Source organism: Ancylobacter sp. (assembly GCF_965229075.1).
GTDB lineage: Bacteria > Pseudomonadota > Alphaproteobacteria > Rhizobiales > Xanthobacteraceae > Ancylobacter.
Window position 1 is genome coordinate 2,080,037 of record NZ_CBDDIO010000002.1, and the last position, 22,075, is coordinate 2,102,111.

The 22,075-nt window shown below is 67.9% G+C and carries 16 protein-coding genes; 12 read left to right on the forward strand and 4 right to left on the reverse strand.

Annotated elements, in window-relative coordinates; all coding sequences use genetic code 11:
* Positions 1 to 25: 25 nt before the first annotated feature.
* From ftsZ to ACO07Z_RS15795, 8 genes are all read left to right on the forward strand, one after another.
* Positions 26 to 1,738 (forward strand): cell division protein FtsZ, encoded by a 1,713-nt coding sequence (gene ftsZ / locus ACO07Z_RS15760; RefSeq protein ID WP_421699570.1) that lies wholly within the window; start codon positions 26 to 28, stop codon positions 1,736 to 1,738.
* A gap of 304 nt (positions 1,739 to 2,042) precedes the next feature.
* Entirely contained in the window at positions 2,043 to 2,981 is a 939-nt protein-coding gene (gene lpxC / locus ACO07Z_RS15765) for a UDP-3-O-acyl-N-acetylglucosamine deacetylase (protein WP_421699571.1), read from the forward strand.
* 279 nt (positions 2,982 to 3,260) lie between these two features.
* Positions 3,261 to 4,166 carry an outer membrane protein assembly factor BamD gene (locus ACO07Z_RS15770; RefSeq protein WP_421699572.1) on the forward strand — a complete coding sequence of 302 codons (906 nt, stop codon included), beginning with the start codon at positions 3,261 to 3,263 and terminating at the stop codon, positions 4,164 to 4,166.
* Between the two features lie 133 nt (positions 4,167 to 4,299).
* Positions 4,300 to 5,973 carry a DNA repair protein RecN gene (gene recN, locus ACO07Z_RS15775; protein ID WP_421699573.1) on the forward strand — a complete coding sequence of 558 codons (1,674 nt, stop codon included), beginning with the start codon at positions 4,300 to 4,302 and terminating at the stop codon, positions 5,971 to 5,973.
* A gap of 104 nt (positions 5,974 to 6,077) precedes the next feature.
* The gene (locus tag ACO07Z_RS15780) at positions 6,078 to 7,238 is read left to right on the forward strand and encodes a glycosyltransferase (protein WP_421699574.1); all 1,161 of its coding nucleotides are present in this window, start codon (positions 6,078 to 6,080) and stop codon (positions 7,236 to 7,238) included.
* Positions 7,235 to 8,761: a glycosyltransferase family 39 protein gene (locus tag ACO07Z_RS15785; RefSeq protein ID WP_421699575.1), complete on the forward strand. Its 1,527-nt coding sequence runs from the start codon at positions 7,235 to 7,237 to the stop codon at positions 8,759 to 8,761. The genes ACO07Z_RS15780 and ACO07Z_RS15785 overlap by 4 nt, the downstream gene beginning before the upstream one ends.
* An 82-nt stretch (positions 8,762 to 8,843) precedes the next feature.
* Positions 8,844 to 11,051, forward strand: a complete 2,208-nt coding sequence (ligA, locus tag ACO07Z_RS15790; protein WP_421699576.1) for an NAD-dependent DNA ligase LigA — start codon at positions 8,844 to 8,846, stop codon at positions 11,049 to 11,051.
* Between the two features lie 57 nt (positions 11,052 to 11,108).
* Positions 11,109 to 11,666 (forward strand): cysteine hydrolase family protein, encoded by a 558-nt coding sequence (locus tag ACO07Z_RS15795; protein ID WP_421699577.1) that lies wholly within the window; start codon positions 11,109 to 11,111, stop codon positions 11,664 to 11,666.
* Positions 11,667 to 11,757: 91 nt separating this feature from the next.
* Here ACO07Z_RS15795 and ACO07Z_RS15800 read toward each other — a convergent pair whose 3' ends face one another.
* From ACO07Z_RS15800 to ACO07Z_RS15810, 3 genes are all read right to left on the reverse strand, one after another.
* The gene (locus ACO07Z_RS15800) at positions 11,758 to 11,910 is read right to left on the reverse strand and encodes a DUF3309 domain-containing protein (protein WP_244450564.1); all 153 of its coding nucleotides are present in this window, start codon (positions 11,908 to 11,910) and stop codon (positions 11,758 to 11,760) included.
* Positions 11,911 to 12,036: 126 nt separating this feature from the next.
* Positions 12,037 to 13,869, reverse strand: a complete 1,833-nt coding sequence (locus ACO07Z_RS15805) for an aminopeptidase P family protein (protein ID WP_421699578.1) — start codon at positions 13,867 to 13,869, stop codon at positions 12,037 to 12,039.
* Between the two features lie 120 nt (positions 13,870 to 13,989).
* On the reverse strand, positions 13,990 to 15,294 hold the full coding sequence (locus ACO07Z_RS15810; protein WP_421699579.1) for an aspartate aminotransferase family protein: 1,305 nt from the start codon (positions 15,292 to 15,294) through the stop codon (positions 13,990 to 13,992).
* Between the two features lie 99 nt (positions 15,295 to 15,393).
* Between ACO07Z_RS15810 and ACO07Z_RS15815 the strand changes: the two genes are divergently transcribed.
* The 3 genes from ACO07Z_RS15815 (at position 15,394) to ACO07Z_RS15825 (ending at position 19,848) form a co-directional block, all read left to right on the forward strand.
* Positions 15,394 to 16,266: a LysR substrate-binding domain-containing protein gene (locus tag ACO07Z_RS15815; RefSeq protein ID WP_421699580.1), complete on the forward strand. Its 873-nt coding sequence runs from the start codon at positions 15,394 to 15,396 to the stop codon at positions 16,264 to 16,266.
* Positions 16,267 to 16,359: 93 nt separating this feature from the next.
* Positions 16,360 to 18,822: an ATP-dependent helicase gene (locus tag ACO07Z_RS15820; protein ID WP_421699581.1), complete on the forward strand. Its 2,463-nt coding sequence runs from the start codon at positions 16,360 to 16,362 to the stop codon at positions 18,820 to 18,822.
* An 87-nt stretch (positions 18,823 to 18,909) separates the two neighbouring features.
* Positions 18,910 to 19,848 (forward strand): 50S ribosomal protein L11 methyltransferase, encoded by a 939-nt coding sequence (locus tag ACO07Z_RS15825; RefSeq protein ID WP_421699582.1) that lies wholly within the window; start codon positions 18,910 to 18,912, stop codon positions 19,846 to 19,848.
* A gap of 34 nt (positions 19,849 to 19,882) precedes the next feature.
* Here the strand turns inward: ACO07Z_RS15825 and ACO07Z_RS15830 are convergent, their stop codons facing one another.
* Positions 19,883 to 20,395 carry a thioesterase family protein gene (locus ACO07Z_RS15830; protein WP_421699583.1) on the reverse strand — a complete coding sequence of 171 codons (513 nt, stop codon included), beginning with the start codon at positions 20,393 to 20,395 and terminating at the stop codon, positions 19,883 to 19,885.
* Positions 20,396 to 20,652: 257 nt separating this feature from the next.
* Here ACO07Z_RS15830 and ACO07Z_RS15835 point away from each other — a divergent pair, with 257 nt between their 5' ends.
* A complete protein-coding gene (locus ACO07Z_RS15835; RefSeq protein WP_421699584.1) occupies positions 20,653 to 22,068 on the forward strand; it encodes an FAD-binding oxidoreductase in 1,416 nt (471 codons plus the stop codon).
* Positions 22,069 to 22,075 lie beyond the last annotated feature (7 nt).

A 22,075-nucleotide genomic window follows, 5' to 3' on the forward strand; every position in this document is an offset into this window, starting at 1 on the left:
CCCGCCGGCGTTAGGGGACACTAAAATGACCATCAACCTCCAGGTACCGGATATCCGCGAACTGCGTCCCCGCATCACCGTCTTCGGTGTTGGTGGCGCTGGCGGCAACGCGGTCAACAACATGATCACGGCCGGCCTGACGGGGGTCGACTTCGTGGTCGCCAACACGGACGCGCAGGCGCTGACCCTCTCCAAGGCCGAGCGCATCGTGCAGATGGGCGTCGCGGTCACCGAAGGTCTCGGTGCCGGTTCCCAGCCGGAAGTCGGCCGCGCCGCCGCCGAGGAAGCTCTCGACGAGATCCGCGATCATCTCGCGGGCGCCCACATGGTGTTCATCACCGCCGGCATGGGCGGCGGCACCGGCACCGGCGCCGCCCCGGTCATTGCCCGTGCGGCCCGCGAGCTCGGTATCCTCACCGTCGGCGTGGTGACCAAGCCCTTCCACTTCGAAGGCCAGCGCCGCATGCGCATCGGCGAGATGGGCATCAACGAGCTGCAGAAGGGTGTCGATACGCTCATCGTCATCCCGAACCAGAACCTGTTCCGCGTCGCCAATGAGCGCACCACCTTTGCCGACGCCTTCGCGATGGCCGACCAGGTGCTCTATTCCGGCGTTGCCTGCATCACCGACCTGATGGTGAAGGAAGGCCTCATCAACCTCGACTTCGCCGACGTCCGCGCCGTGATGCGCGAGATGGGCAAGGCGATGATGGGCACAGGCGAGGCCTCCGGCGAGCAGCGCGCCCGCCACGCGGCCGAGGCGGCGATCGCCAACCCGCTGCTCGACGAAGTGTCGATGCGCGGCGCGCGCGGCCTGCTGATCTCGATCACCGGCGGCAAGGACCTAACCCTGTTCGAGGTGGACGAGGCGGCGACCCGCATCCGCGAGGAAGTCGACCCCGATGCCAACATCATTCTGGGCGCCACCTTCGACGAGACGCTGGAAGGGCTGATCCGCGTGTCGGTCGTCGCCACCGGTATCGATCCGGCGGTGATTCCCGAGCAGATTCCCCACGCGCTGAACAATCTGCCGGACCTCGGCGGCCGCCGCGTCTCCAATGCTGGCCGCGCTGCCGTGGAAGCTCGCCGCGATGCCGCCCTGCGCTCGGTCGCCTCGGCGCTCGACGCGGAGGATTTCGGCGCCCCGCACCACGAGCCGAGCTTTGCTGCGGCTCCGGTCAGCGAGCATCCCTATGGCGAGCCGTCCTACGCCCAGCCGTCCTATGCGCCGGCGCCGGCCGCCATTGACGACGTGACCATCCGCCCGATGGCGCCCAAGCCCGCGCTCTATGCCGAGCCCGAGCCGGTGCCGTACAATGAGGCGGCTTACGAAGAGCACGCGATCGAGCCGTTCATTCCGCCGCAGGCGGAGCGTCCGTCCCCGCGCATGCCGCGCGTCGACGAGCTTCCCATGCCGGCGCAGAATCAGATCCGCGCCGCGCGCGGCGAGGCCCCGGACCATCATCAGGCTGAGAAGAAGCGGATGACGCTGCTGCAGCGTCTCGCCCATGTCGGCCTCGGCCGCAGCCAGGAGGAAGACGAGGAGCCGGCGGCGGACATGCGTCCCGTGGTCCGCCGGGCGCCGGCCCAGCCCGAGCCGCGTCAGGTCGCCGATATGCGGCCTGAGACTTCTGAATACGCCAAGCGTCCGGTGGCCCGCCCCGCCGATCCGCGCGCGGCGCGCCCGGCCGAGGATGATCATCTCGACATCCCCGCCTTCCTGCGCCGTCAGGGCTGACACACGACACAGGCGGCCATGTGCCGCCTGTTACAAAACGCCTACGCACTGCAGCGCCCGGATCGCGAGGTCCGGGCGTAGCTATTTGATATTAAAAGATTTTTCAGATTTGTGCGGTAGCGTAAAAACGGTAACAGACGGTAAGCAAGCGTGATTTGGCGCGGACTCACGGCGCCGTTATCTTGCCAGCCAACGATAAGCGTCCGCAGCGGATTCGGTTCCGAGCCCTTAGGTAGCGGCGCACTGTGTTGGTTTTGGGGATTGGGGAGAGCGGGGCGCCTGCCGCCACCGCTTTTTGGGTCGAATGAACGCTGTACGGCAGACCACCCTCGGCGATGACGTGACGCTGTCCGGCGTTGGCGTACATTCCGGCAAGATGGCCCGGATGCATCTTTCCCCCGCCGAAGCCGACACCGGCATCGTCTTCTTCCGCAACGATACGAATCAGTCGGTGCGCGCCTGCCGTGGTGCGGTGCGCGGCAGCGATCTCGCCACCGTGCTGCGCGATTCGGAAGGTCCCGCCGTTTCCACCGTCGAACACCTGATGGCCTGCTTCGCCGGCCTCGGTGTCGACAATGCCCGGGTCGAGATCGACGGTCCGGAAGTGCCGATCCTTGATGGCAGCGCCAGCGAATTTGTGGCGGCCGTTGATGCGGCCGGCATTGTCGAGACCGGCCGGGCGCGCCGTTATCTGCGTGTGCTCAAGCCCGTCCGCATCGAGACCGAGACCGGTTTCGGTGAGATTTCGCCCTATGACATGGGCTTTCGGCTCGAAATCGAGATCGATTTCAACCACTCCGCCATCGGGCGCCAGCGCTTCGCGGCCACCATGTCGCCGGATGTGTTCCGCAAGGAACTCGCCGCCGCGCGCACCTTCGGCTTCGTCAGCGACGTGGAGCGTCTGTGGCAGGCCGGCTACGCCCTCGGCGCCTCGCTCGACAACACCATCTGCCTCGGCGACGACGGTGTGATGAACACCACCGGTCTGCGCTACGCCGATGAGTTCGTCCGGCATAAGGCGCTCGACGCCATTGGGGATCTCGCCATTGGCGGCCTGCCGCTGCTGGCCCGCTACCGTTCCTATCGCGGCGGCCACAAGCTCAATTTCGCCGTCGTTGACGCGCTGCTCTCCGATCGTTCCGCTTATGAGATCGTCGAAGCCCGCATCCCGGCCCGCCGCACCGTCAGCAGCAATGCCGGCCTGATCGCGGTGGCGGTTCCCGCCTACGCGCCGGAACTGTGAGGCTGTCGACCTCCTGGGCGACTGACGCTCCGGGCGCCGGACGTGCCACTCGCTCCCGTCTTCCGGTTTTTCTCCACCTGGCTCGCTTCCGCCCGGGCTGCGTTTCCTGGTGTTTCCGGGCAGGCGCGTCCTTCGCGCCACAGACGGCATGAAAAGGTGGCTTGCTGCGGCTCTTTGCGCTCGGCGTCCCAAGGCGCCATAATCCGGTCGGAAAGCAACCTTAGCGCCTGTCCACGCACTCGGCGACGAAACAGCGACCAGATCGGGATCGAACTTGTGATGCGTCTTCTCCGTCTCGGCCAGACTGTTCCCGGCCCCTTGGCTCCCGCTTCCCGCCCCCGGGTGGTGCGGTCGGGTCTCGTGGCCGCGCGCCTTTTCGGGCTGGTGCTCGTTGGTGCCTCGCTGGGTGGCTGCGCCAGCTGGTTCGACACCAACAAGGAAGAGACGATCTATCCCGACGTTCCCGCCGAGCAGCGCTACAATGAGGGCCTGACCCTCATGCAGAAGGGCGAGTACAAGGAGGCGATCACCCGCTTCGAGGATGTCGATCGCCAGCATCCTTATTCCGAATGGGCGCGCAAGGCGCTGCTCATGATCGCCTATAATAACTACACGCTGGGCGAATACGACGATTGCATCGCAGCGGCGCGCCGTTATCTCGCGCTGCATCCCGGCTCGGAAGATGCCGCCTATGCGCAGTATCTCGTCGCCGCCTCCTATTTCGACCAGATCCCCGACATCTCTCGCGACCAGCAGCGCACGCAGCGCGCCATGGATGCGCTGGAAGAGGTGGTTCGCAAGTATCCGAATACAGAATACGCCGTCAGCGCCAAGAAGAAGCTCGAAGTTGCCCGCGATCAGCTCGCCGGCAAGGAGATGATGATCGGGCGCTATTATCTCGAGCAGCGCAACTATGCGGGCGCGATCAACCGCTTCAAGGTTGTGGTAACGCGCTATCAGACGACTCGCCATGTCGAGGAGGCGCTGTACCGTCTCACTGAAGCCTATATGTCGCTTGGCGTTGTTAGCGAGGCGCAGACATCGGCGGCGGTGCTGGGGTATAATTTCCCAGACAGCACCTGGTACAAGGACGCGTTCAAGCTTGTGCAGTCGCGCGGCGTCGATCCGAAGATGAATGAGCAGTCGTGGATCGCCAAGGCGTTCAAGGGTTTCACCCTCGGCTAGGGAAGGGGCGAAACCCTCTTCCGCTTCGCCGCGACATGTGAGAACGTAGCAAGAACACAATGCGCGTCTTCCGGCCGCTGGCGCCAACGCCGCGCATGCTCGTCCCGCAAGACCACGTTCTGGAGCGTTACCCATGCTGATCGCCCTGTCGATCAGGGATATCGTGCTCATCGAGCGGCTCGACCTCTCTTTCCAATCCGGCCTCACAGTCCTCACCGGCGAAACCGGCGCGGGCAAATCCATTCTGCTCGACGCCTTCACCCTTGCGCTTGGCGGCCGGGGCGACGGCTCGCTGGTACGTCAGGGCACCACTCAGGGGCAGGTGACCGCCGAATTCGATCTCGCTGCCGATCACCCTGTGCGCGCATTGCTGGCGGAAGCCGGGATCGACGATGATGGCGCGCTGGTGCTGCGGCGGGTGCAGCATGCGGATGGTCGCACCCGCGCCTTCGTCAACGATCAGTCGGTCAGCGCGCAGATGCTGCGCACGCTCGGCCGTCGACTGGTGGAAATTCACGGCCAGCACGATGATCGTGCACTGGTCGATCCTGCGTCGCACCGCGCGCTGCTCGACGCCTATGGCGGTCTGGTCGGGCTCGCTGAGGAGGTCAGCGCCCGGGCTAGAGGCTGGCGGGCCGCCCGCACGGAGGCCGCCCAGGAAAAGGCGCGGCTCGATGAGGCGGCGAAGGAAGCCGATTTCATCCGTCACGCGGTGGAGGAACTGACCGCCCTTGCCGCCGAGCCGGGTGAAGAGGAACGTCTCGCGGCGCGCCGTACCGAGATGATGCGTTTCGAGAAGATCGCGACCGATCTCGCCGATGCGCAGGACGCCGTCGGCGGCAACAATTCCCCCATACCCGGCCTCGCCGCCGCCGTGCGCCGGCTGGAACGGCGGGCCGGCGAGGTCGAATCGCTGGTGCGCCCGGCGGTGGAGGCGATCGACGCGGCGCTGAACGCGCTGGATCTCGCCCGCTCCCATCTCGACGCGGCGCTGCGCGAGGCCGATTTCGACCCGCATGAACTGGAACGGATCGAGGAACGGCTGTTCACCCTGCGCGCGGCCGGCCGAAAATACGCCTGCACGGTGGACTACCTACCAACCGTGGCCGCCCGCTTTGCCGACCAACTCGACGCGCTCGACCATGGGGCGGAGACGCTGAAGGGGCTGGAGGCCCGCGCCGATGCGATGGAAGCGGCCTATCGCCAGTCGGCGCGCGATCTCTCGCACAAGCGCCGCGCGGCGGCCGAGGCGCTGGATGCGGCGGTGAACGCCGAACTGCCGCCGCTGAAGCTGGAACGCGCCCGCTTCCTCACCGATTGCCAGGTGGACGAGGCCGCGCATGTCGACGGCTATGACCGCATCGAGTTCTGGGTGCAGACCAATCCCGGCACGCGGCCCGGCCCGATGATGAAGGTCGCCTCCGGCGGCGAACTGGCGCGCTTCCTGCTGGCGCTGAAGGTGGTGCTGGCCGACAAGGGTTCGGCGCCGACGCTGGTGTTTGACGAAATCGACACGGGGGTCGGTGGCGCGGTGGCCGACGCGATCGGCGCGCGCCTCGCCCGGCTTTCGGGCCGCGTGCAGGTGGTGGCGGTGACGCATGCCCCGCAGGTGGCCGCGCGCGCCGGCAATCATTTCCGCATCGCCAAGGAAGCCATGGCCGATCTCGACCGCGTGGCGACGCGGGTGGCGCCGCTGGCGCCCGATCACCGGCGCGAGGAAATCGCCCGCATGCTGTCCGGCGCCGAGGTGACGTCGGAGGCACGGGCGGCGGCCGACAGGCTGCTGAAAGGGGCTGTCGCCGATTGATACCCCGCCGGTGTATGCCTGCGCCCTCGGAGGGCGTCGACTTCCGCGCCGGCCTGTCCTATTCGACGTGCGAACGCCCCTGTCCCTCGCTCCGCCGGCTTCCCATGACGTCCTCGCCGTCCCTCGCGCCCACCCACGCCGGCACCGACAGTGCCGCGCCCGTCGTCCTCGCCGCACCGGCCGTGCCGCCTGATCTGACGGTGGTCATTCCCACCTTCAACGAGCGCGGCAATCTGGAGCCGCTGGTCGCGCGGCTCGCGCGCGTGCTCGACGGTCTCGCCTGGGAAGCTATCTTCGTCGACGACAATTCACCCGACGGTACCGCCGACGCGCTGCGCGGCATCGGCCGGCGCGACCCGCGCGTCCGCTGTATCCGCCGCGTCGGCCGGCGCGGCCTCGCCGGCGCGTGCATCGAGGGCATGCTCGCGGCGCAGGCGCCGGTCGTCGCCGTCATGGACGCCGATCTCCAGCATGATGAGAGCCTGCTGCCGCGCATGTTCGAAGCGATGGGCGCCGGTGCCGATGTGGTCGTGGCGACGCGTTACGCCCCTGGCGGCGACGCGGAAGGCTTCAGCGCCTGGCGCGGCCGCGGCAGCCGGCTGGCCACGCTCCTCGCCCAGCGCGTGCTGCATGTGACCTCTTCCGACCCGATGAGCGGTTTCTTCATGCTGCGGCGGGAGACGGTGGAGGAACTGGCGCCGAAACTGTCGACCCAAGGCTTCAAGATCCTGCTCGACATTCTCGCCACCGCCAAGGGGCGGCTGAAGGTGACGGAGCTGACCTACAGCTTCGGCGTGCGGCAGAGCGGCGACAGCAAGCTCGACAACAAGGTGTTGATGGATTTCCTCGGCCTGATCGTCGCCAAGGCGACGGGTGGCCTTGTCTCGCTGCGCTTCCTGTCCTTCGCCACCGTGGGCGCGGCGGGGCTCGTCGTCCATCTCGCGGCGCTGCGCATCGGCCTCGGTCTGGCCCTGAGCTTCCTGGTGGCGCAGGCCATCGCCACGATGACGGCGATGACCTTCAACTATCTGCTCAACAATCTGCTCACCTATCGCGATCGCCGCCTGACCGGCTTCGCCTTCCTGCGCGGGTTGCTGGCCTTCTATGCCATTTGCGGCCTCGGCGCGGCGGCGAATGTCGGTGCGGCAGATTGGGCCTTTTACCAGACCAACCAATGGTGGCTCGCGGGCATCGCCGGGGCGTTCATCGGCGCGGTGTGGAACTACGCGATGAGCCGGGCGCTGGTGTGGAAGGACGCGGCGTGACCGCGCCATCCGCCGCCTCGTCGCCGGTTGCCTCCCTGTCGCAGGAGGCCGCGGCGCGGGGCGCGTTGGTGCTGATCGGCCTCATGCTGGCGTGGCGCCTGCTGCTCGCCGCCTTTGTGCCGCTCGTGCCCGACGAGGCCTATTACGCGCTGTGGGCGCAGGGGCTTTCCGCCGGCTATGTCGATCATCCCCCGATGATCGCGCTGTTCATCCGCGCCGGGCAGGAACTGGTGGGCGACACGCCGCTCGGCATCCGGCTATTCAGCGTGCTGGCCGCTTTGCCGGCGAGCTGGTTCGTCTGGGGCGCGGCGGAGGAACTGCTGGAGGACAAGCGGGCCGGCGCCCTGGCGGCGGTTCTGTTCAACGCCACCATCTTCGGCTTTCTCGGGCTGACGTTGGCGACGCCGGATGCGCCGCTCGCCCTGTTCTGCGCGGCCATGGTGTGGGGCGCGGCGCGGTTGCTGCGCGCACCCAGCCCGTGGTTGTGGCTCGCCATGGGGCTGGCGACGGGGCTGGCGGCGCAGTCGAAATATTCCGGCATCATGCTGGCGGGTGGCTTCGCGCTGGCGGTCCTGGTGCTGCCGCCGCTCCGTCGGCAGTTGCTCACGCCGTGGCCATGGCTGGCGGGTGCGCTCGCGCTGCTCGTGTTCCTGCCCAATATCGCCTGGAACGCCACGCATGAGTGGGCGACGCTGACCAAGCAGGGCGGCCGGGTGACGGCGCAGGCACCGTTTCGCCCCGGCTTCCTGCCGGAGTTCGTCGGCTCGCAGATCGCGCTGGCGACCCCGCTCATCTTCCTGTTCGCCGTTTTCGGACTGCTGCCGGGGCGGGCGGCGGCGACGTTCCGCCCCGGCGCCGGCCGGGCGCTGGTGCTCTTTTTGCTGTTCGTGCCGCTGGCCTATTTCCTGGTGCATGCGCTGCGCGCGCGCGTCGAAGGCAACTGGGTCGGCTTTCTTTACCCGCTGGTCGCCATCGCCGCGGCGGCCGGCATGCTGGCGCCAGCCGGCAGTGGGTGGCTTGCGCGAAGCCTGCCGGGCCTGGCGCGGGCCACGCTGCCTCTGGCCTTCGGTCTCATTCTGGCGTTGGGCCTTCACGCGCTGTTCGTGCCCACCACGCTCGCCGGCAACAAGGACGCCATTGTGCGCATGACGCGCGGCTGGCCGGAGTTCGCCGCCGCCATCGATGCGCGGCGGCGGGAGATCGGCGCGACGGCGATCCTCGCCAATGATTACCAAATGACCGCCATGCTGAAGCGCCAACTGCCTGGCGTGACCGTGCGGCAATTCGACGAGCGCCAGCGTTATGCCTTCATGCATGAGTCCGAGCCGCTCGCGCTGCCGGGGCCGCTGCTGCTGGTGCTCTCCACCTACCGCTCCTTCAATGAGATTGCCGCTGTCTATGGACGAACGGATCTCGGGGAGGTGTCGCGGCGTTTTCGCGACGTGACCATGCCGCCGGTGCGGCTGTTCCGGCTCGATCCGGTGGGGCCGACCCCGCCGAGCCCCGTGCCTTCCGCGCCGTGATCGCGAGGCTTGAGCCGGCGGGCGATTTCTGGAAAGGGAGAGGGCCCCCGGCGGTGCCCCGCCCAAGCCTGCGGTGAGTGTGATGTCGCGATCCCCAACGTCTTCTTCCGCCACGCCGGCCGATGAACTGGCGAACGTGGCCGCTGCCGAGGATGTCGCGGCAATGACCGCCGACGAGGCGGCCGTCGCGCACGCAACGCTGGGCGAGGAGATCGCCGGCCATGACCGGCGCTATTACCAAGACGACGCACCAACCGTCTCCGATGCGGCGTATGACGCGCTGCGCCGGCGCTATGAGGCAATCGAGGCGCAGTTTCCCGAATTGCGCGGCATGGGCAGCCTTTCGGAGAAGGTTGGTGCCGCACCCTCCGCCAAATTCGCCAAGGTGCGCCATGCGGTGCCGATGCTCTCGCTCGGCAACGCCTTCGCCGACCAGGAGGTGGAGGAGTTCGTCGCCCGCGTTCGCCGCTTCCTCGGCCTTGCCACAGACGCCGAGGTGACCTTCACCGCCGAGCCGAAGATTGACGGGCTGTCCTGCTCGCTGCGCTACGAGAATGGCGTGTTCGTGCAGGCGGCGACGCGCGGCGACGGCTTCGAGGGCGAGGACGTGACCGCCAATGTCCGCACCATTGGCGAGATTCCCCAGCGGCTGAATGGCGCGGATGTGCCGGCCGTGTTCGAGGTGCGCGGCGAGGTCTATATGGGCCACGACGCCTTCGCCGCCATAAATGAGCGCCAGCAGGAGGCCGGCAAGCCGCTTTTCGCCAATCCGCGCAACGCGGCGGCGGGCAGCCTGCGTCAGCTCGACCCGAAGATCACCGCCAGCCGGCCGCTGCGCTTCTTCGCCTATGCCTGGGGCGAAGTGAGTGAGGCCGGGCTTCCGGCCGATACGCAGTTCGGCGTCATCGAGGCGTTCAAGCGCTGGGGGCTGCCGACCAACCCGCTCACCGTGCGCTGCCATACGGCGGCGGAATTGCTGGCGCATTACCGCCTGATCGGCGAGCAGCGGGCCATGCTCGGCTATGACATTGATGGTGTCGTCTACAAGGTCGACAGCCTCGCGCTGCAGGGCCGGCTCGGCTTTGTCTCGCGCTCGCCGCGCTGGGCGCTGGCGCATAAATTCCCGGCGCAGCGGGCGGTCACAAGGCTGGAGCGGATCGAAATCCAGGTCGGGCGAACCGGGGCGCTGACACCGGTGGCCAAGCTCGCGCCGGTGACGGTGGGCGGCGTCGTTGTCTCCAACGCCTCGTTGCACAATGAGGACTATATCAGGGGCATTGGCGGCAATGGCGAGCCGATCCGCGGTGGGGTCGACATTCGCGAGGGCGACTGGGTGGTGATCCAGCGCGCCGGCGACGTGATCCCGCAAGTGGTGGCGGTCGAGACCGAGCGCCGTCCCGCCGATGCCAGGGCCTATATCTTCCCCACGCTGTGCCCCGCCTGCGGCTCCCATGCCGTGCGCGAGGAGGGCGAGGCGGTGCGTCGCTGCACGGGCGGGCTCATCTGTCCGGCCCAGGCGGTGGAGCGCATCCGCCATTTCGTCTCGCGCGACGCCTTCGACATCGAAGGGCTGGGTGAGAAGCAGGTGCAGGCCTTCTATGAGGCCGGGCTGGTTAAGCAGCCAGCGGATATCTTCACGCTGGAGGCGCGCGACTCCGCGCCCGGCGCGCTCACCCGCCTGAAAAATCGCGAGGGCTGGGGCGAGACCTCGGCGAAGAATCTGTTTGCCGCCATCGCCTCGCGCCGGCAGGTGCCGGTCAACCGTTTCCTCTACGCGCTCGGCATCCGCCATGTCGGCGAGACCAATGCCAAGCGCCTGCTGCGCCATTTTCCGACCATCGAGGCGCTACGCGAGACGGCGCTGGCAGCGATACCCCCTGGCGAGGCGCACCCCAAAGGCAACGAGGCCTGGCAGGAGATCATCGGCATCGAGGGCATCGGCGCGGTGGTGGCAGAGGCGGTGGTCGATTTCTTCGGCGAGCCGAACAACCAGGCGGCGGTCGAGGCGCTGCTGAGCCAAGTGACGCCGCAGCCGATGGAGGCGGTGGCCAGCGCCGGTGCGGTCAGCGGCAAGACGGTGGTGTTCACCGGCGCGCTGGAAAAGATGACCCGCGACGAAGCCAAGGCCATGGCCGAGCGGCTGGGCGCCAAGGTGGCGGGCTCGGTATCGAAGAAGACCGACTATGTCGTTGCCGGCGCCGATGCGGGCTCCAAGCTCGCCAAGGCACGGGAACTGGGGGTGGCGGTGCTCTCGGAGGATGAATGGCTGGCGCTGGTCGGCGCCAGTTGACAGGGAAGCGGCGCGGGGCCGACCTTGGCGCTCCCTTCATGACCACTGGAGCCCGCCGTGTCCGACACCGCGCTTCTCATCATTGATCTGCAGAACGATTATTTCCCCGGCGGCCGCTTCCCACTGGAAGGCACCGACGCCGCCGCTGCCAAGGCGGGCGACCTGCTCGCGATTGCGCGTGAGACGGGCGCGCGCGTGGTGCATGTGCGCCATGAAATGGCGGGCGAGGACTCGCCGTTCTTCACCCGCGGCACGCCGGGCGCGGAGATTCACGCCAGTCTGGCGCCGCAAGAGGGCGAGCCGGTGGTGGTGAAGGAAGAGGTGAACGCCTTCCTGCGCACCGATCTCGACAGCCTGTTGCGCGGGCAGGGGGTCAACCGCTTGGTGATCGTCGGCGCGATGAGCCATATGTGCGTGGACGCGGCGAGCCGGGCAGCGCTCGATCTCGGCTATGAGGTGACACTCGCGCATGACGCGACGGCAACGCTGCCGCTGGCCTTCGACGGCACGGAAGTTCCCGCGCCCGCCGTGCAGGCGGCGATGATGGCGGCACTGGAGTTTGCCGGCGCGAAGGTGGTGCCGGCGGCGGAGGCCGCAGCGGTGCTACGCGGCTAAACGTTCACCCCACCGCCACGCTCGTTTCGCAGACACGAAAAAGCCGCCGCGGGGGGAGACGCGGCGGCTTTTCCACTCCGGAGCGCGACGGTCAGAGGCGCCCGGTCAGCATCATCACGATCAGGATCACCAGCAGGATGGTGACCAGACCGCTGGGGCCATAGCCCCAATTGCGGCTGTAGCCCCAGCTCGGCAGGGCGCCAATAAGGATCAGGATAAGAATAACGATAAGAATGGTGGTCATCGTCGAGTCTCCAGCCGTCCCGTTACATCGGTCGCGGGGATAATGCCGGTCATCGACGATGGTTCCATTGAACCATTACCTATTTCTCGGCCGCTTGCGGCCGGTGGTGGGGCGGAGGCGACGCCATCAGTTGGTAAGCGGCGCGGTAGCGGCCTCCAGCCAGAGCCGGGTCGGAGCGTCGACCAGCGGGCCAATCTGTGCCCGCACCCGGGCATGATAGGCGTCGAGCCAGGCGACCTCGTCGGCTGCAAGCAAAGCGGGCTCGATTCCGCGCCGGTCGAACGGGGCCAGCGTCAACGTCTCGAAACCGAGCAGCGTGCGCTCCGCCCCCTCGATCACCGGCCCGTCGACCACGATCTCGAGATTTTCCAGCCGGATGCCATAGGCGCCGGTCTTGTAGTAGCCGGGCTCGTTGGACAGCACCATCCCGCGCGCCAGCGGCACCGTGCCGACCTTTGAAAGGCGGGCCGGCCCTTCATGCACCGAGAGATAGGCACCGACGCCATGGCCGGTGCCGTGGTCGAAATCGAGCCCCGCTGCCCAGAGGTGCTGGCGGGCGAAGCTATCGAGCTGCGCGCCCGAGGTGCCGAGCGGGAACACGGCGCGGGCAATGGCGATGTGCCCCTTCAGCACCCGTGTGAAGCGGTCGCGCATTTCCGCGCTCGCCGTGCCGACGACGAGGGTGCGGGTCACATCGGTGGTGCCGTCCTCATATTGCGCGCCGGAATCGATGAGGAACAACTCATCCGGGCGGATGGACCGGTTGGTCGCCTCGCTGACGCGGTAATGCACGATGGCGCCGTTCGGCCCAGCGCCGGAAATGCTGGGGAAGGAAATGTCCTTGAGCGCGCCCGTCTCGCGCCGGAAGCTCTCCAGCGCACAGACCGCGTCGATCTCGGTCAGCCCGCCTTTCGGGGCTTCCGCGTCGAACCAGGCGAGGAAGCGGGCGAGCGCCGCGCCGTCGCGCCGGTGCGCGGCCCGCATGCCGTCAAGCTCGGCGGCATTCTTTGCTGCCTGCATCAGCGCGACCGGGCTCACCGCGTTAGAGACCTTGCCGCCGGCGGCCTCGATCCGTGCCGCCAGCAGAGCCGGAGCGGTTGCCTGATCGAGCCGGACAGTGGCGCCGCCAGCGGCGGCCATCTCTACGGCACGTTCCAGCAGCACCGGCTCGGCGATCTCGGCGATGGGCGCGAGGGCATCGCGTACCGCGTTGGAGAGTTTGCGGGCGTCGATGAACAGTGTCGGTCGTCCGCTGCGTGGAATCAGCGCCCAAGACAGCGGCAGCGGCGTAAAATTCACGTCGCCGCCGCGAATGTTGAAGGTCCAGGCGACGGAATGCGGGTCGGAGATGACCAGGGCATCGAGCTTCTGCTCGCCGAGCGCCTTCTGCACCCGGGCGATCTTGTCGGCGGCGCTTTCGCCGGCCAGCGCCGGATCGCGTAGCGTCACGGGGGCGAGCGGGGGCGCCGGACGGTCCCGCCACACCGCGTCCACCGGGTTGCCGTCCACTGCCACCAGCACCCCGCCGGCAGCGGCGGTGGCGGGGCGCAGCTTCTGCTCGCTGTCCACGGTGGTCAGCCAGGGGTCGTATCCGAAATGAGCGCCGGCCGGCAGGTGCGTCTCCAGCCAGCGCTCGGGCGTGGTTTCCGCCAGCGGCACCACCGTGAAGGAGCCGGTGTCGACCTGCGCGGCGGCCTGCAGCGTGTAGCGGCCATCGACCACAATCGCGGCCTCCTCACGCAACACCAGCGCGACGCCGGCCGAGCCGGTGAAGCCGGTCAGCCAGGCGAGGCGTTCGTCGCAGGGCGGGACATATTCGTTCTGGTGCGCGTCGGCGCGGGGAATAAGGAAGCCGTCGAGCCCGCGTCGTTCCAGTTCCTCGCGCAGCAGCTTCAGGCGGGCGGTGCCGAGCGCGGGAGCGGCGGAATCGGCGAAGGTCTGGAACTTGGCGTCGAACATGATGGGCCTTGGTGCTGCACGGGCGGAATCTGATCGATCAGACCATGCCCGGTCCGCCGATGCCAGCGCCTCGTGCCGCCCGGATCGCTGCGCAGCGGTTCGGGCGGCGCGGCAGGCGTCTCAGCCTCTGGCGGCTGTGATCGAGTCGGAGATGATCTCCAGCCCCAGGTCGATCTCCGCCTCGCTCACCGTCAGCGCCGGGGCGATGCGGAACACGCCGCCCATGCCGGGCAGTTTGACGATGTTCATGCTCAGCCCGCGCGTCATCGCCTCTTCCATGACGCGCGCGCCGAGCTCGAAGCCCGGCTCCTTGGTGCCGCGGTCGAGCACGATTTCCAGCCCCAGCAGCAGGCCGCGACCGCGCACATCGCCGACGCAGTCATGGCGCTGCTGCAATGCGAGCAATCCGTCCTTCAGCCGCTGACCGCGCGCGATCGCCTGTTGCACCAGCCCGTCGCGCTCGACCACGTCGAGCACGGTGACGCCGACAGCGGCCGGCAGCGGATCGGAGACATGGGTGGTGTAGAACAGATAGCCCTTCTCATGCGCCTTCTGCTCGATCTCGGCCGTGGTCATGACGGCGGCAAGCGGCAGGCCGGCGCCGAGCGTCTTCGACAGCGTCATGATGTCGGGCGTCACGCCGTCGCGCTGGAAGGCGAACATGTGGCCGGTGCGGGCGATGCCGGTCTGTGCCTCATCGAGGATCAGCAGCATGCCCCGCTCCTCGCATTTCTGCTTCAGCGCCCGGAGATAGCCGGGCGGCAGTTCGAGAATGCCGCCGCTGGACAGGATCGGCTCGGCGATGAAGGCGGCGAGCGCCCCGGTGGACTGGCGGTCGATCAGGGCGAAGGCGTCGTCGAGTTCAGTCTGCCAATCATTCGTGCCGTCGGCATGGGCGAAGCGCGGGCGGTAGGAATTGGGCGCGGGAATGACGAAGGAGCCCGGCGTCACCGGCCCGTAACCCCGCCGCCCGGCGCTGTAGGTGGCGGCCGCCGCCGCGCCGGTCATGCCGTGCCAGCTCTGCGCGAAGGCGACGACCTCGTGCCCGCCGGTGACGAGCTTGGCCATGCGCAGCGCGGCCTCGTTCGATTCCGCGCCGGTGGAGAGCAACTGCACGCGCTCCAATCCCGGCGCCAGCGCGGCGAGGCGGGAGGCAAGCTCCACCACGGGCCGGGACAGCATGCCGGAAAACAGATGCGCGACCCGGCCCATCTGCCGCTCGACGGTGGCGACGATGGCGGGATGGGTATGGCCCAACACCGCGCTCATTTGGCCGGACGTGAAGTCGAGAATGCCGCGCCCGTCGGCGTCGTAGACGAAGCTGCCCTCCGCCCGCTCGACAATGATGGATTCGAAGCTGGGCCCGTAGCGGGTGAGATGCGTGTTGGCGGCGGCCCAGAAGGCGGGATCGGCATTCAGCGACATGGCTCATCCCCGTATGGCGGTGGATAAGAGCTATCGGTGGTGCCGCTCTCAAGCAAACTGATATTGTTTCATTCCGATATTGATGAAACTGATGGCGGCATGGCCGCTATTCCCGATCTCGACCTCGCTCTGCTGCGCAGCTTCACCGTGGTGGCGCGCGCCGGCTCGATCAGCGGCGCCTGCCTGCAGATCGGCCGCACCCAGTCGGCGCTCAGCATGCAGATGCACCGGCTGGAGAGCGCGCTCGGTCAGCCGCTGCTGCACCGCAGCGGCTCCGGCGTGCGTCTCACCACGGCAGGCGAGAAACTGCTGGTGCATGCCGACGCCCTGCTTGCACGCCACGACGAAGTCCTTGCCGACATGGTCGGCACCGGTCTGCGCGGCTCGGTCAGCTTCGGCTGCCCGGAGGACTATTCCGCCGCCTTCCTGCCGGAGCTTCTGCGCGGCTTCTGCGCGCTCTATCCCGATGTCGAACTGCGCATGGTCTGTGCGCCGACGCTGGAACTGCGTCCGCTGCTGCACCGGCGGCAGATCGAGCTTGCGCTCGTTTCGGTGCCTGACCCCGCCGGCGGCGAGGTGATCCGGCCGGAGGAGTTCGTCTGGGTGGCCCATGATCCCGTGCCCGCCGTGCTCGCGCAGGCCACCCTGCCGCTGGCGCTCTCCGCGCCGCTTACGCTCGACTACCGCGCCGCGTGCACGGCGATGGAACAGGTGGGACGGCGCTACCGGGTGGCGTTCGCCAGCAACAGCCTTGCCGGCCTCATCGCCATCGCCCGCTCCGGCCATGCGATTGCGGTGCTTACCCGCATGGCGGTGCCGCCGGACCTGCATATCGTTACGGAGGGCATGCCGGCGCTTCCCAGCATCGGCATCGCGCTGGAATATGCTGATCCGCGTCCTTCGCTGGCGGCGCGGGCGCTGGGGGCCCATATCGGTGCCGAACTGCCCGCGCTGGGCTATCGCGCCAGCTGAAAACCTCGTCAATGTGCGCCGCCCTCGCCAAACGGGCATGCCGGTGCCATTTTGTTCCGCCAAGAATCATTCATCATGACTGTGAGCAGGCCGTTGGCCGACCCCCGAAACATCCCGGACGGTGACCCCTCCGATTTCCCATTCGACCTGCCGGCGGCCTCCCCGCGGCCCGGCGGCATCGCCGCGCGCGCGGCGGCGCTCGCGCGGCCTGACGGGGGCGGGCACGCGCGCGGCGTCTATCTCGACGGCCTGAACCCCGAGCAGCGGGCGGCGGTGGAGGCGACCGACGGCCCCGTGCTGGTGCTCGCCGGCGCCGGCACCGGCAAGACACGGGTGCTCACCACCCGCATCGCCCACATCCTCTCGCTCGGCCTTGCCTGGCCTTCGCAGATTCTGGCCGTGACCTTCACCAACAAGGCGGCGCGGGAGATGAAGGAGCGCATCGGCGCGATGGTCGGGGAGGAGGTGGAGGGCATGCCCTGGCTCGGCACCTTCCACTCCATCGGTGTGCGGATGCTGCGCCGGCATTCGGAGCTGGTGGGGCTGAAGTCCGGCTTCACAATTCTCGATACGGACGACCAGATACGGCTGCTGAAGCAGCTGCTGCAGGCCGAAGGCGTCGACGAGAAGCGCTGGCCGGCCCGGCTGCTGGCCAACATCATCGACGGCTGGAAGAATCGTGGCCTCGGCCCGCAGCAGGTGCCGGCGGGCGAGGGCTCTGCTTTCGCCAATGGGCGCGGCGGGGCCTTCTACGCCGCCTATCAGGCGCGGCTGAAAGCGCTCAACGCCGTCGATTTCGGCGACCTGCTGCTGGAGAGCATCCGCCTGCTGCGCGAGAATCCGGACGTACTGGCGGAGTATCACCGCCGCTTTCGCTACATTCTCGTCGACGAATATCAGGACACCAACGTCGCGCAGTATCTCTGGCTGCGCCTGCTGGCGGCCGGTTCCCGCAATGTCTGCTGCGTCGGCGACGACGACCAGTCGATCTATGGCTGGCGCGGGGCGGAGGTGGACAACATCCTGCGCTTCGAGGCTGATTTCCCCGGCGCCACCGTGGTGCGGCTGGAGCGCAACTACCGCTCTACCGGCCATATCCTCGGCGCGGCGGCCCACCTCATCGCCCATAATGCCGGGCGGCTTGGCAAGACGCTGTTCTCGGAAGGCGAGAGCGGCGAGAAGGTCACGGTGACCGGCGCCTGGGACAGCCAGGAAGAAGCCCGCGCCATAGGCGAGGAGATCGAACAGCTTCAGCGCCAGGGCCATGCACTGACCCAGATCGCCATTCTGGTGCGGGCCTCGTTCCAGATGCGCGAGTTTGAAGAGCGTTTCGTCACGCTGGGGCTGAACTACCGTGTCATCGGCGGCCCACGCTTCTATGAGCGGGCGGAAATCCGCGACGCGCTGGCCTATCTGCGCGTCATCGCCTCGCCGTCCGACGACCTCGCCTTCGAGCGCATCGTCAATGTGCCGAAGCGTGGTCTGGGCGACGCGGCGCTGCGGCAGATCCACGATCACGCCCGCGCCGCGCAGATGCCGCTGATCGAGGCCGCCCGCGAACTGGTGGCGAGCGAGGAGCTGAAGCCGAAGGTGCGGCTCACCTTGCGCGACCTCGTCGCTTCCTTCGATCGCTGGCGGGGCCAGATGACCAACCTGCCGCAGAACCAGCTGGCCGAGATCGTGCTGGACGAATCCGGCTACACCGAGATGTGGCAGAAGGACCGCTCCGCCGACGCGCAGGGCAGGCTCGACAACCTGAAGGAACTCGTGCGCTCGATGGAGCAGTTCGAGAACCTCATCGGCTTTCTTGAGCACATTTCGCTCGTGATGGATGTCGAAGGCGCCGCTGGCGGCGATGCCGTCAACATCATGACGCTGCATTCGGCCAAGGGCCTGGAATTCGACACGGTGTTTCTTCCCGGATGGGAGGAGGGCGTGTTCCCCAACCAGCGCGCGCTGGATGAGCAGGGCCGCGCGGGGCTGGAGGAAGAGCGCCGCCTCGCCTATGTCGGGCTCACCCGCGCGCGGCGCCGCGCCAAGGTATTCTTCGCCTCCAACCGGCGCATTCACGGCATGTGGCAGTCGGCGGTGCCGAGCCGCTTCCTCGACGAATTGTCGGAGAAGGACGTGGAGGTGACGGAGTCGCGCGGCGGGCAGGGCTGGGGCGGCGGCCAGTCGGGTCGCTATGGTTATGGCCCCAGTCGCTTCGACGAGGCGCAGACCTTCGGCTCCTCCTATTCGACGCCCGGCTGGCAGCGGGCGCAGAACGCCGCGCGTAGCAATAGCGGCGGCGGTGGCTTCTCCGGTGGCAGCTTCAGCGACAACCGGCCCTCCCGCTTCGCGGCCAGCGAGAAGGCGCGCGGCGGCCGGGTGATCGAGGGCGAACTCATCGCCAAATCGACCGGCCCGGCCTCCCGCTTCGCCATTGGCGACCGGGTGTTCCACCAGAAGTTCGGCTATGGCGAGGTCGCCTCGGTGGAAGGCAACAAGCTCACCGTGCAGTTCGACAAGGCCGGCGAAAAGAAGGTGGTGGACAGCTTCGTCGACGCCGCGTGAGCGGCGGAGGCGCTCGCGCGCTGGCGTTCGGGCGCGTCCTCGCTTACAGACGCGCACCATGGATGCGCTCGCGAGGTGAGGACCGACATGCTCGAAGGATTGCCGCCCAATGGCGCCTCGCACGTGATGCGGGTGGACGCGCCCGAGCATGAGGCGCGGGCCATTGCTGAATATCTCGGCGAGAGCTTCGACCCCACCGAGGTGGCTGCCGCTGCCTTCGAGGTGGAAGACCGCGCCGAGGGCTCGGGCTGGGCGGTCGAAGTGTATTTCGGCGATCCGCCGGACGAGGAGATGGTGCGCGATCTCATCGCGCTTGTCTCGCCTGAAGCCGCCGCCGCTGCGACCTTCTCGCTGCTCGACAAGAAGGACTGGGTGGCCGCCTCGCTTGAAGGTCTCGCCCCCGTGGCCATTGGGCGCTTTGTCGTGCACGGCTCGCATGATCGCGGGCGGCTGACGGGCAACCGGATCGGCATCGAGATCGAGGCGGCGCTCGCCTTCGGTACCGGCCATCACGGCACCACCAAGGGCTGCCTGGCCGCCATCGATTCCTTCGGCAAGCAGCGCCGGCCGGCACGCACGCTCGATGTCGGCACCGGCACCGGGGTGCTGGCCATGGCGGCGGCGCGGCTGTTCCACGCCCCCGTGCTGGCCAGCGACATCGACAAGGTGGCGGTGACCACGGCGCGGGCCAATGCGGTGGCGAACCGGGCCGCGCCGCATATCCAGTTTGTACATGCGCCGGGACTGGGGGCGGGAGAATTTCGCCGCCACGGCCTTTATGACCTGATCCTCGCCAACATTCTGCTGGCGCCGCTCAAGGGGATCGCCCGGCCGCTGAGCCGGTTGCTGGCGCCGGGCGGCACGGTGGTGCTGTCAGGCCTGCTCCCTTCGCACGCCAATGCGGCGTTGGCGGCCTATCGCGCCCAAGGCCTTCGGCTCAAGCGCCGCCGCACCATCGAGGGCTGGACGACGCTGGAATTGACCGCCGACCGCGGGCGCAACACCACGCCCGCCTTCCGGGGGTGATACCCCCGAAAGGCGTGTGGGTTCTGCGCGCCGCTCAGCTCAGCCGGATCGGCATGTTGACCGGCCGGCCGAGCCCTTCCGGCATGGGCAGCGCCCCATGGGCCGCCTTCATCAGCGCCAAGCGCTCCAGCACCTCGTCGGGGAAGGGCACCACACGGCGTGTGCCCGCCTCGACATGCTGGGCGATCTGCTCATAGGTCGCGGCGATCCAGCCCTCGCGGGCATGGTGCAACTCCTGGAACAGATGCATGCGCTTGTCGTCGTAATTGATGAGGCGGAGCGTCGCCCGCACGTCCTGCCCGGCGCGAAGCTCGCGCTGGAAGCGCTGATGCGCCTCCATTGTGACGAAGGACGCCCGCCGGCTTTCCACCATGTGCGGCCCAAGCCCCACGAGAAACACCGCTTCATCGACCGCGCGGTCGAAAAGCAGGCTGTAGAACGCTGCGTGTAAATGCCCGTTGTGATCGGCCCAACCGGCGTCAACCGTCATGACGGACGACACGAAGGGCGCGAAGAACACGGGTTCGAAATCGATCCCGTCCAGCATGACACCATCCCGACCGTTATGAGCGCGAGGTAGCGCGCTGCCTTATTGACAAGCATTGTGCCGACTTTCCATGCAGTCGTCACCTGCTGTGATGGCGTTTGAATGACCGAATTCTTGCGATGGCGGGGTTTCGTCGTGCTTTTTGCGCGGCAGCTTGTCCCGGCCGGGAGTCGCGGGGGGGCGGCATAAGGTATATGCCCTTGAGGCGGCCGGCTGCGGCCGTGTGCAGGGGCCGAGACGAGCGTCGGGAGGGTGGCATGGAAACCAGTGTCGAGGAGCGTCCCGCGGCGCCTGCGAGTGGTGCGGCGGTAGAGCAGGTGATCGCCGCTCTGTCCGCCCATTTCGGCGAGCGGCTCGCCACCGGTCGGGCCATCCGCGAGCAGCACGCCAACACCGTCACGTGGCTCGCCAATGAGGCGCCGGATGCGGTGGTGTTCGTCGAAAGTACCGAGGAAGTGCAGCGGGTCGTGCGCGCTTGCGCGCAGCACCGTGTGCCGGTGATCGCCTTCGGCACCGGCTCCTCGCTGGAAGGGCAGATCAACGCGCCGCGGGGCGGTATCTCCATCGACCTGTCGCGGATGAACCGGGTTCTGTCCGTGCACACGGAAGATCTCGACTGCGTGGTCGAGCCGGGAGTGACGCGCAAGCAGCTGAACGAGCATCTGCGCGATGCCGGCCTGTTCTTCCCCATCGATCCCGGCGCCGATGCCTCGCTGGGCGGCATGGCGTCCACCCGCGCTTCCGGCACCAATGCCGTGCGCTATGGCACGATGAAGGACAATGTCATCGCGCTTACCGCCGTGCTGGCCAATGGTGAGGTGATCACCACCGCGCGGCGGGCGAAGAAGTCATCGGCCGGCTACGATCTCACGCGTCTGTTCGTCGGCGCCGAAGGCACGCTCGGCATCATCACCAGCCTGACGCTGCGGCTCGCCGGCCTCCCCGAGGCGATCTCCGGCGGGGTTTGTGCCTTTCCCAGCGTCCGCGCCGCCTGCGATGCGGTCATCCTCACCATCCAGACGGGTCTTCCCGTCGCTCGCATCGAACTGCTCGACGAAGTGCAGGTCCGGGCCTGCAATGCCTATTCCAAGCTCGATCTTGCCGAGCAGCCCACCCTGTTCGTCGAGTTCCACGGCACGGAGGCAAGTGTTCACGAGCAAAGCCAGAGGTTTAGCGAGATCGCGGCGGAGTATGGCGGGGGTGGTTTCCGCTGGGCGACGCGGCCGGAGGAGCGCACGCGCCTGTGGCAGGCGCGGCATGACGCCTATTGGGCCTGTCTGCCCCTGAAGCCGGGTGCCAAGGCTCTCGCCACCGATGTCTGCGTCCCCCTCTCCCGCCTTGCCGATTGCGTTGACGAGACAAAGCGCGACATCGAGGAAATGGGGATGCTGGCGCCGATCGTCGGCCATGTCGGGGACGGCAACTTCCACACCGTAACCCTGGTGGACATGAGCGACCCGCAGGATGTCGCCAAGGCGAAGGATTTCATTTCCCGCATGATCAAGCGCTCGCTGGCCATGGGCGGCACAGCCACTGGCGAGCACGGCGTCGGGCAGGGCAAGCGCGCCTATATGGAGGCCGAGCATGGCGCCGCCACATTGGGGGCGATGCGGGCGATCAAGCAGGCGCTGGATCCGGACGACATCATGAATCCGGGCAAGATCCTGCCCTGAGCCGGGA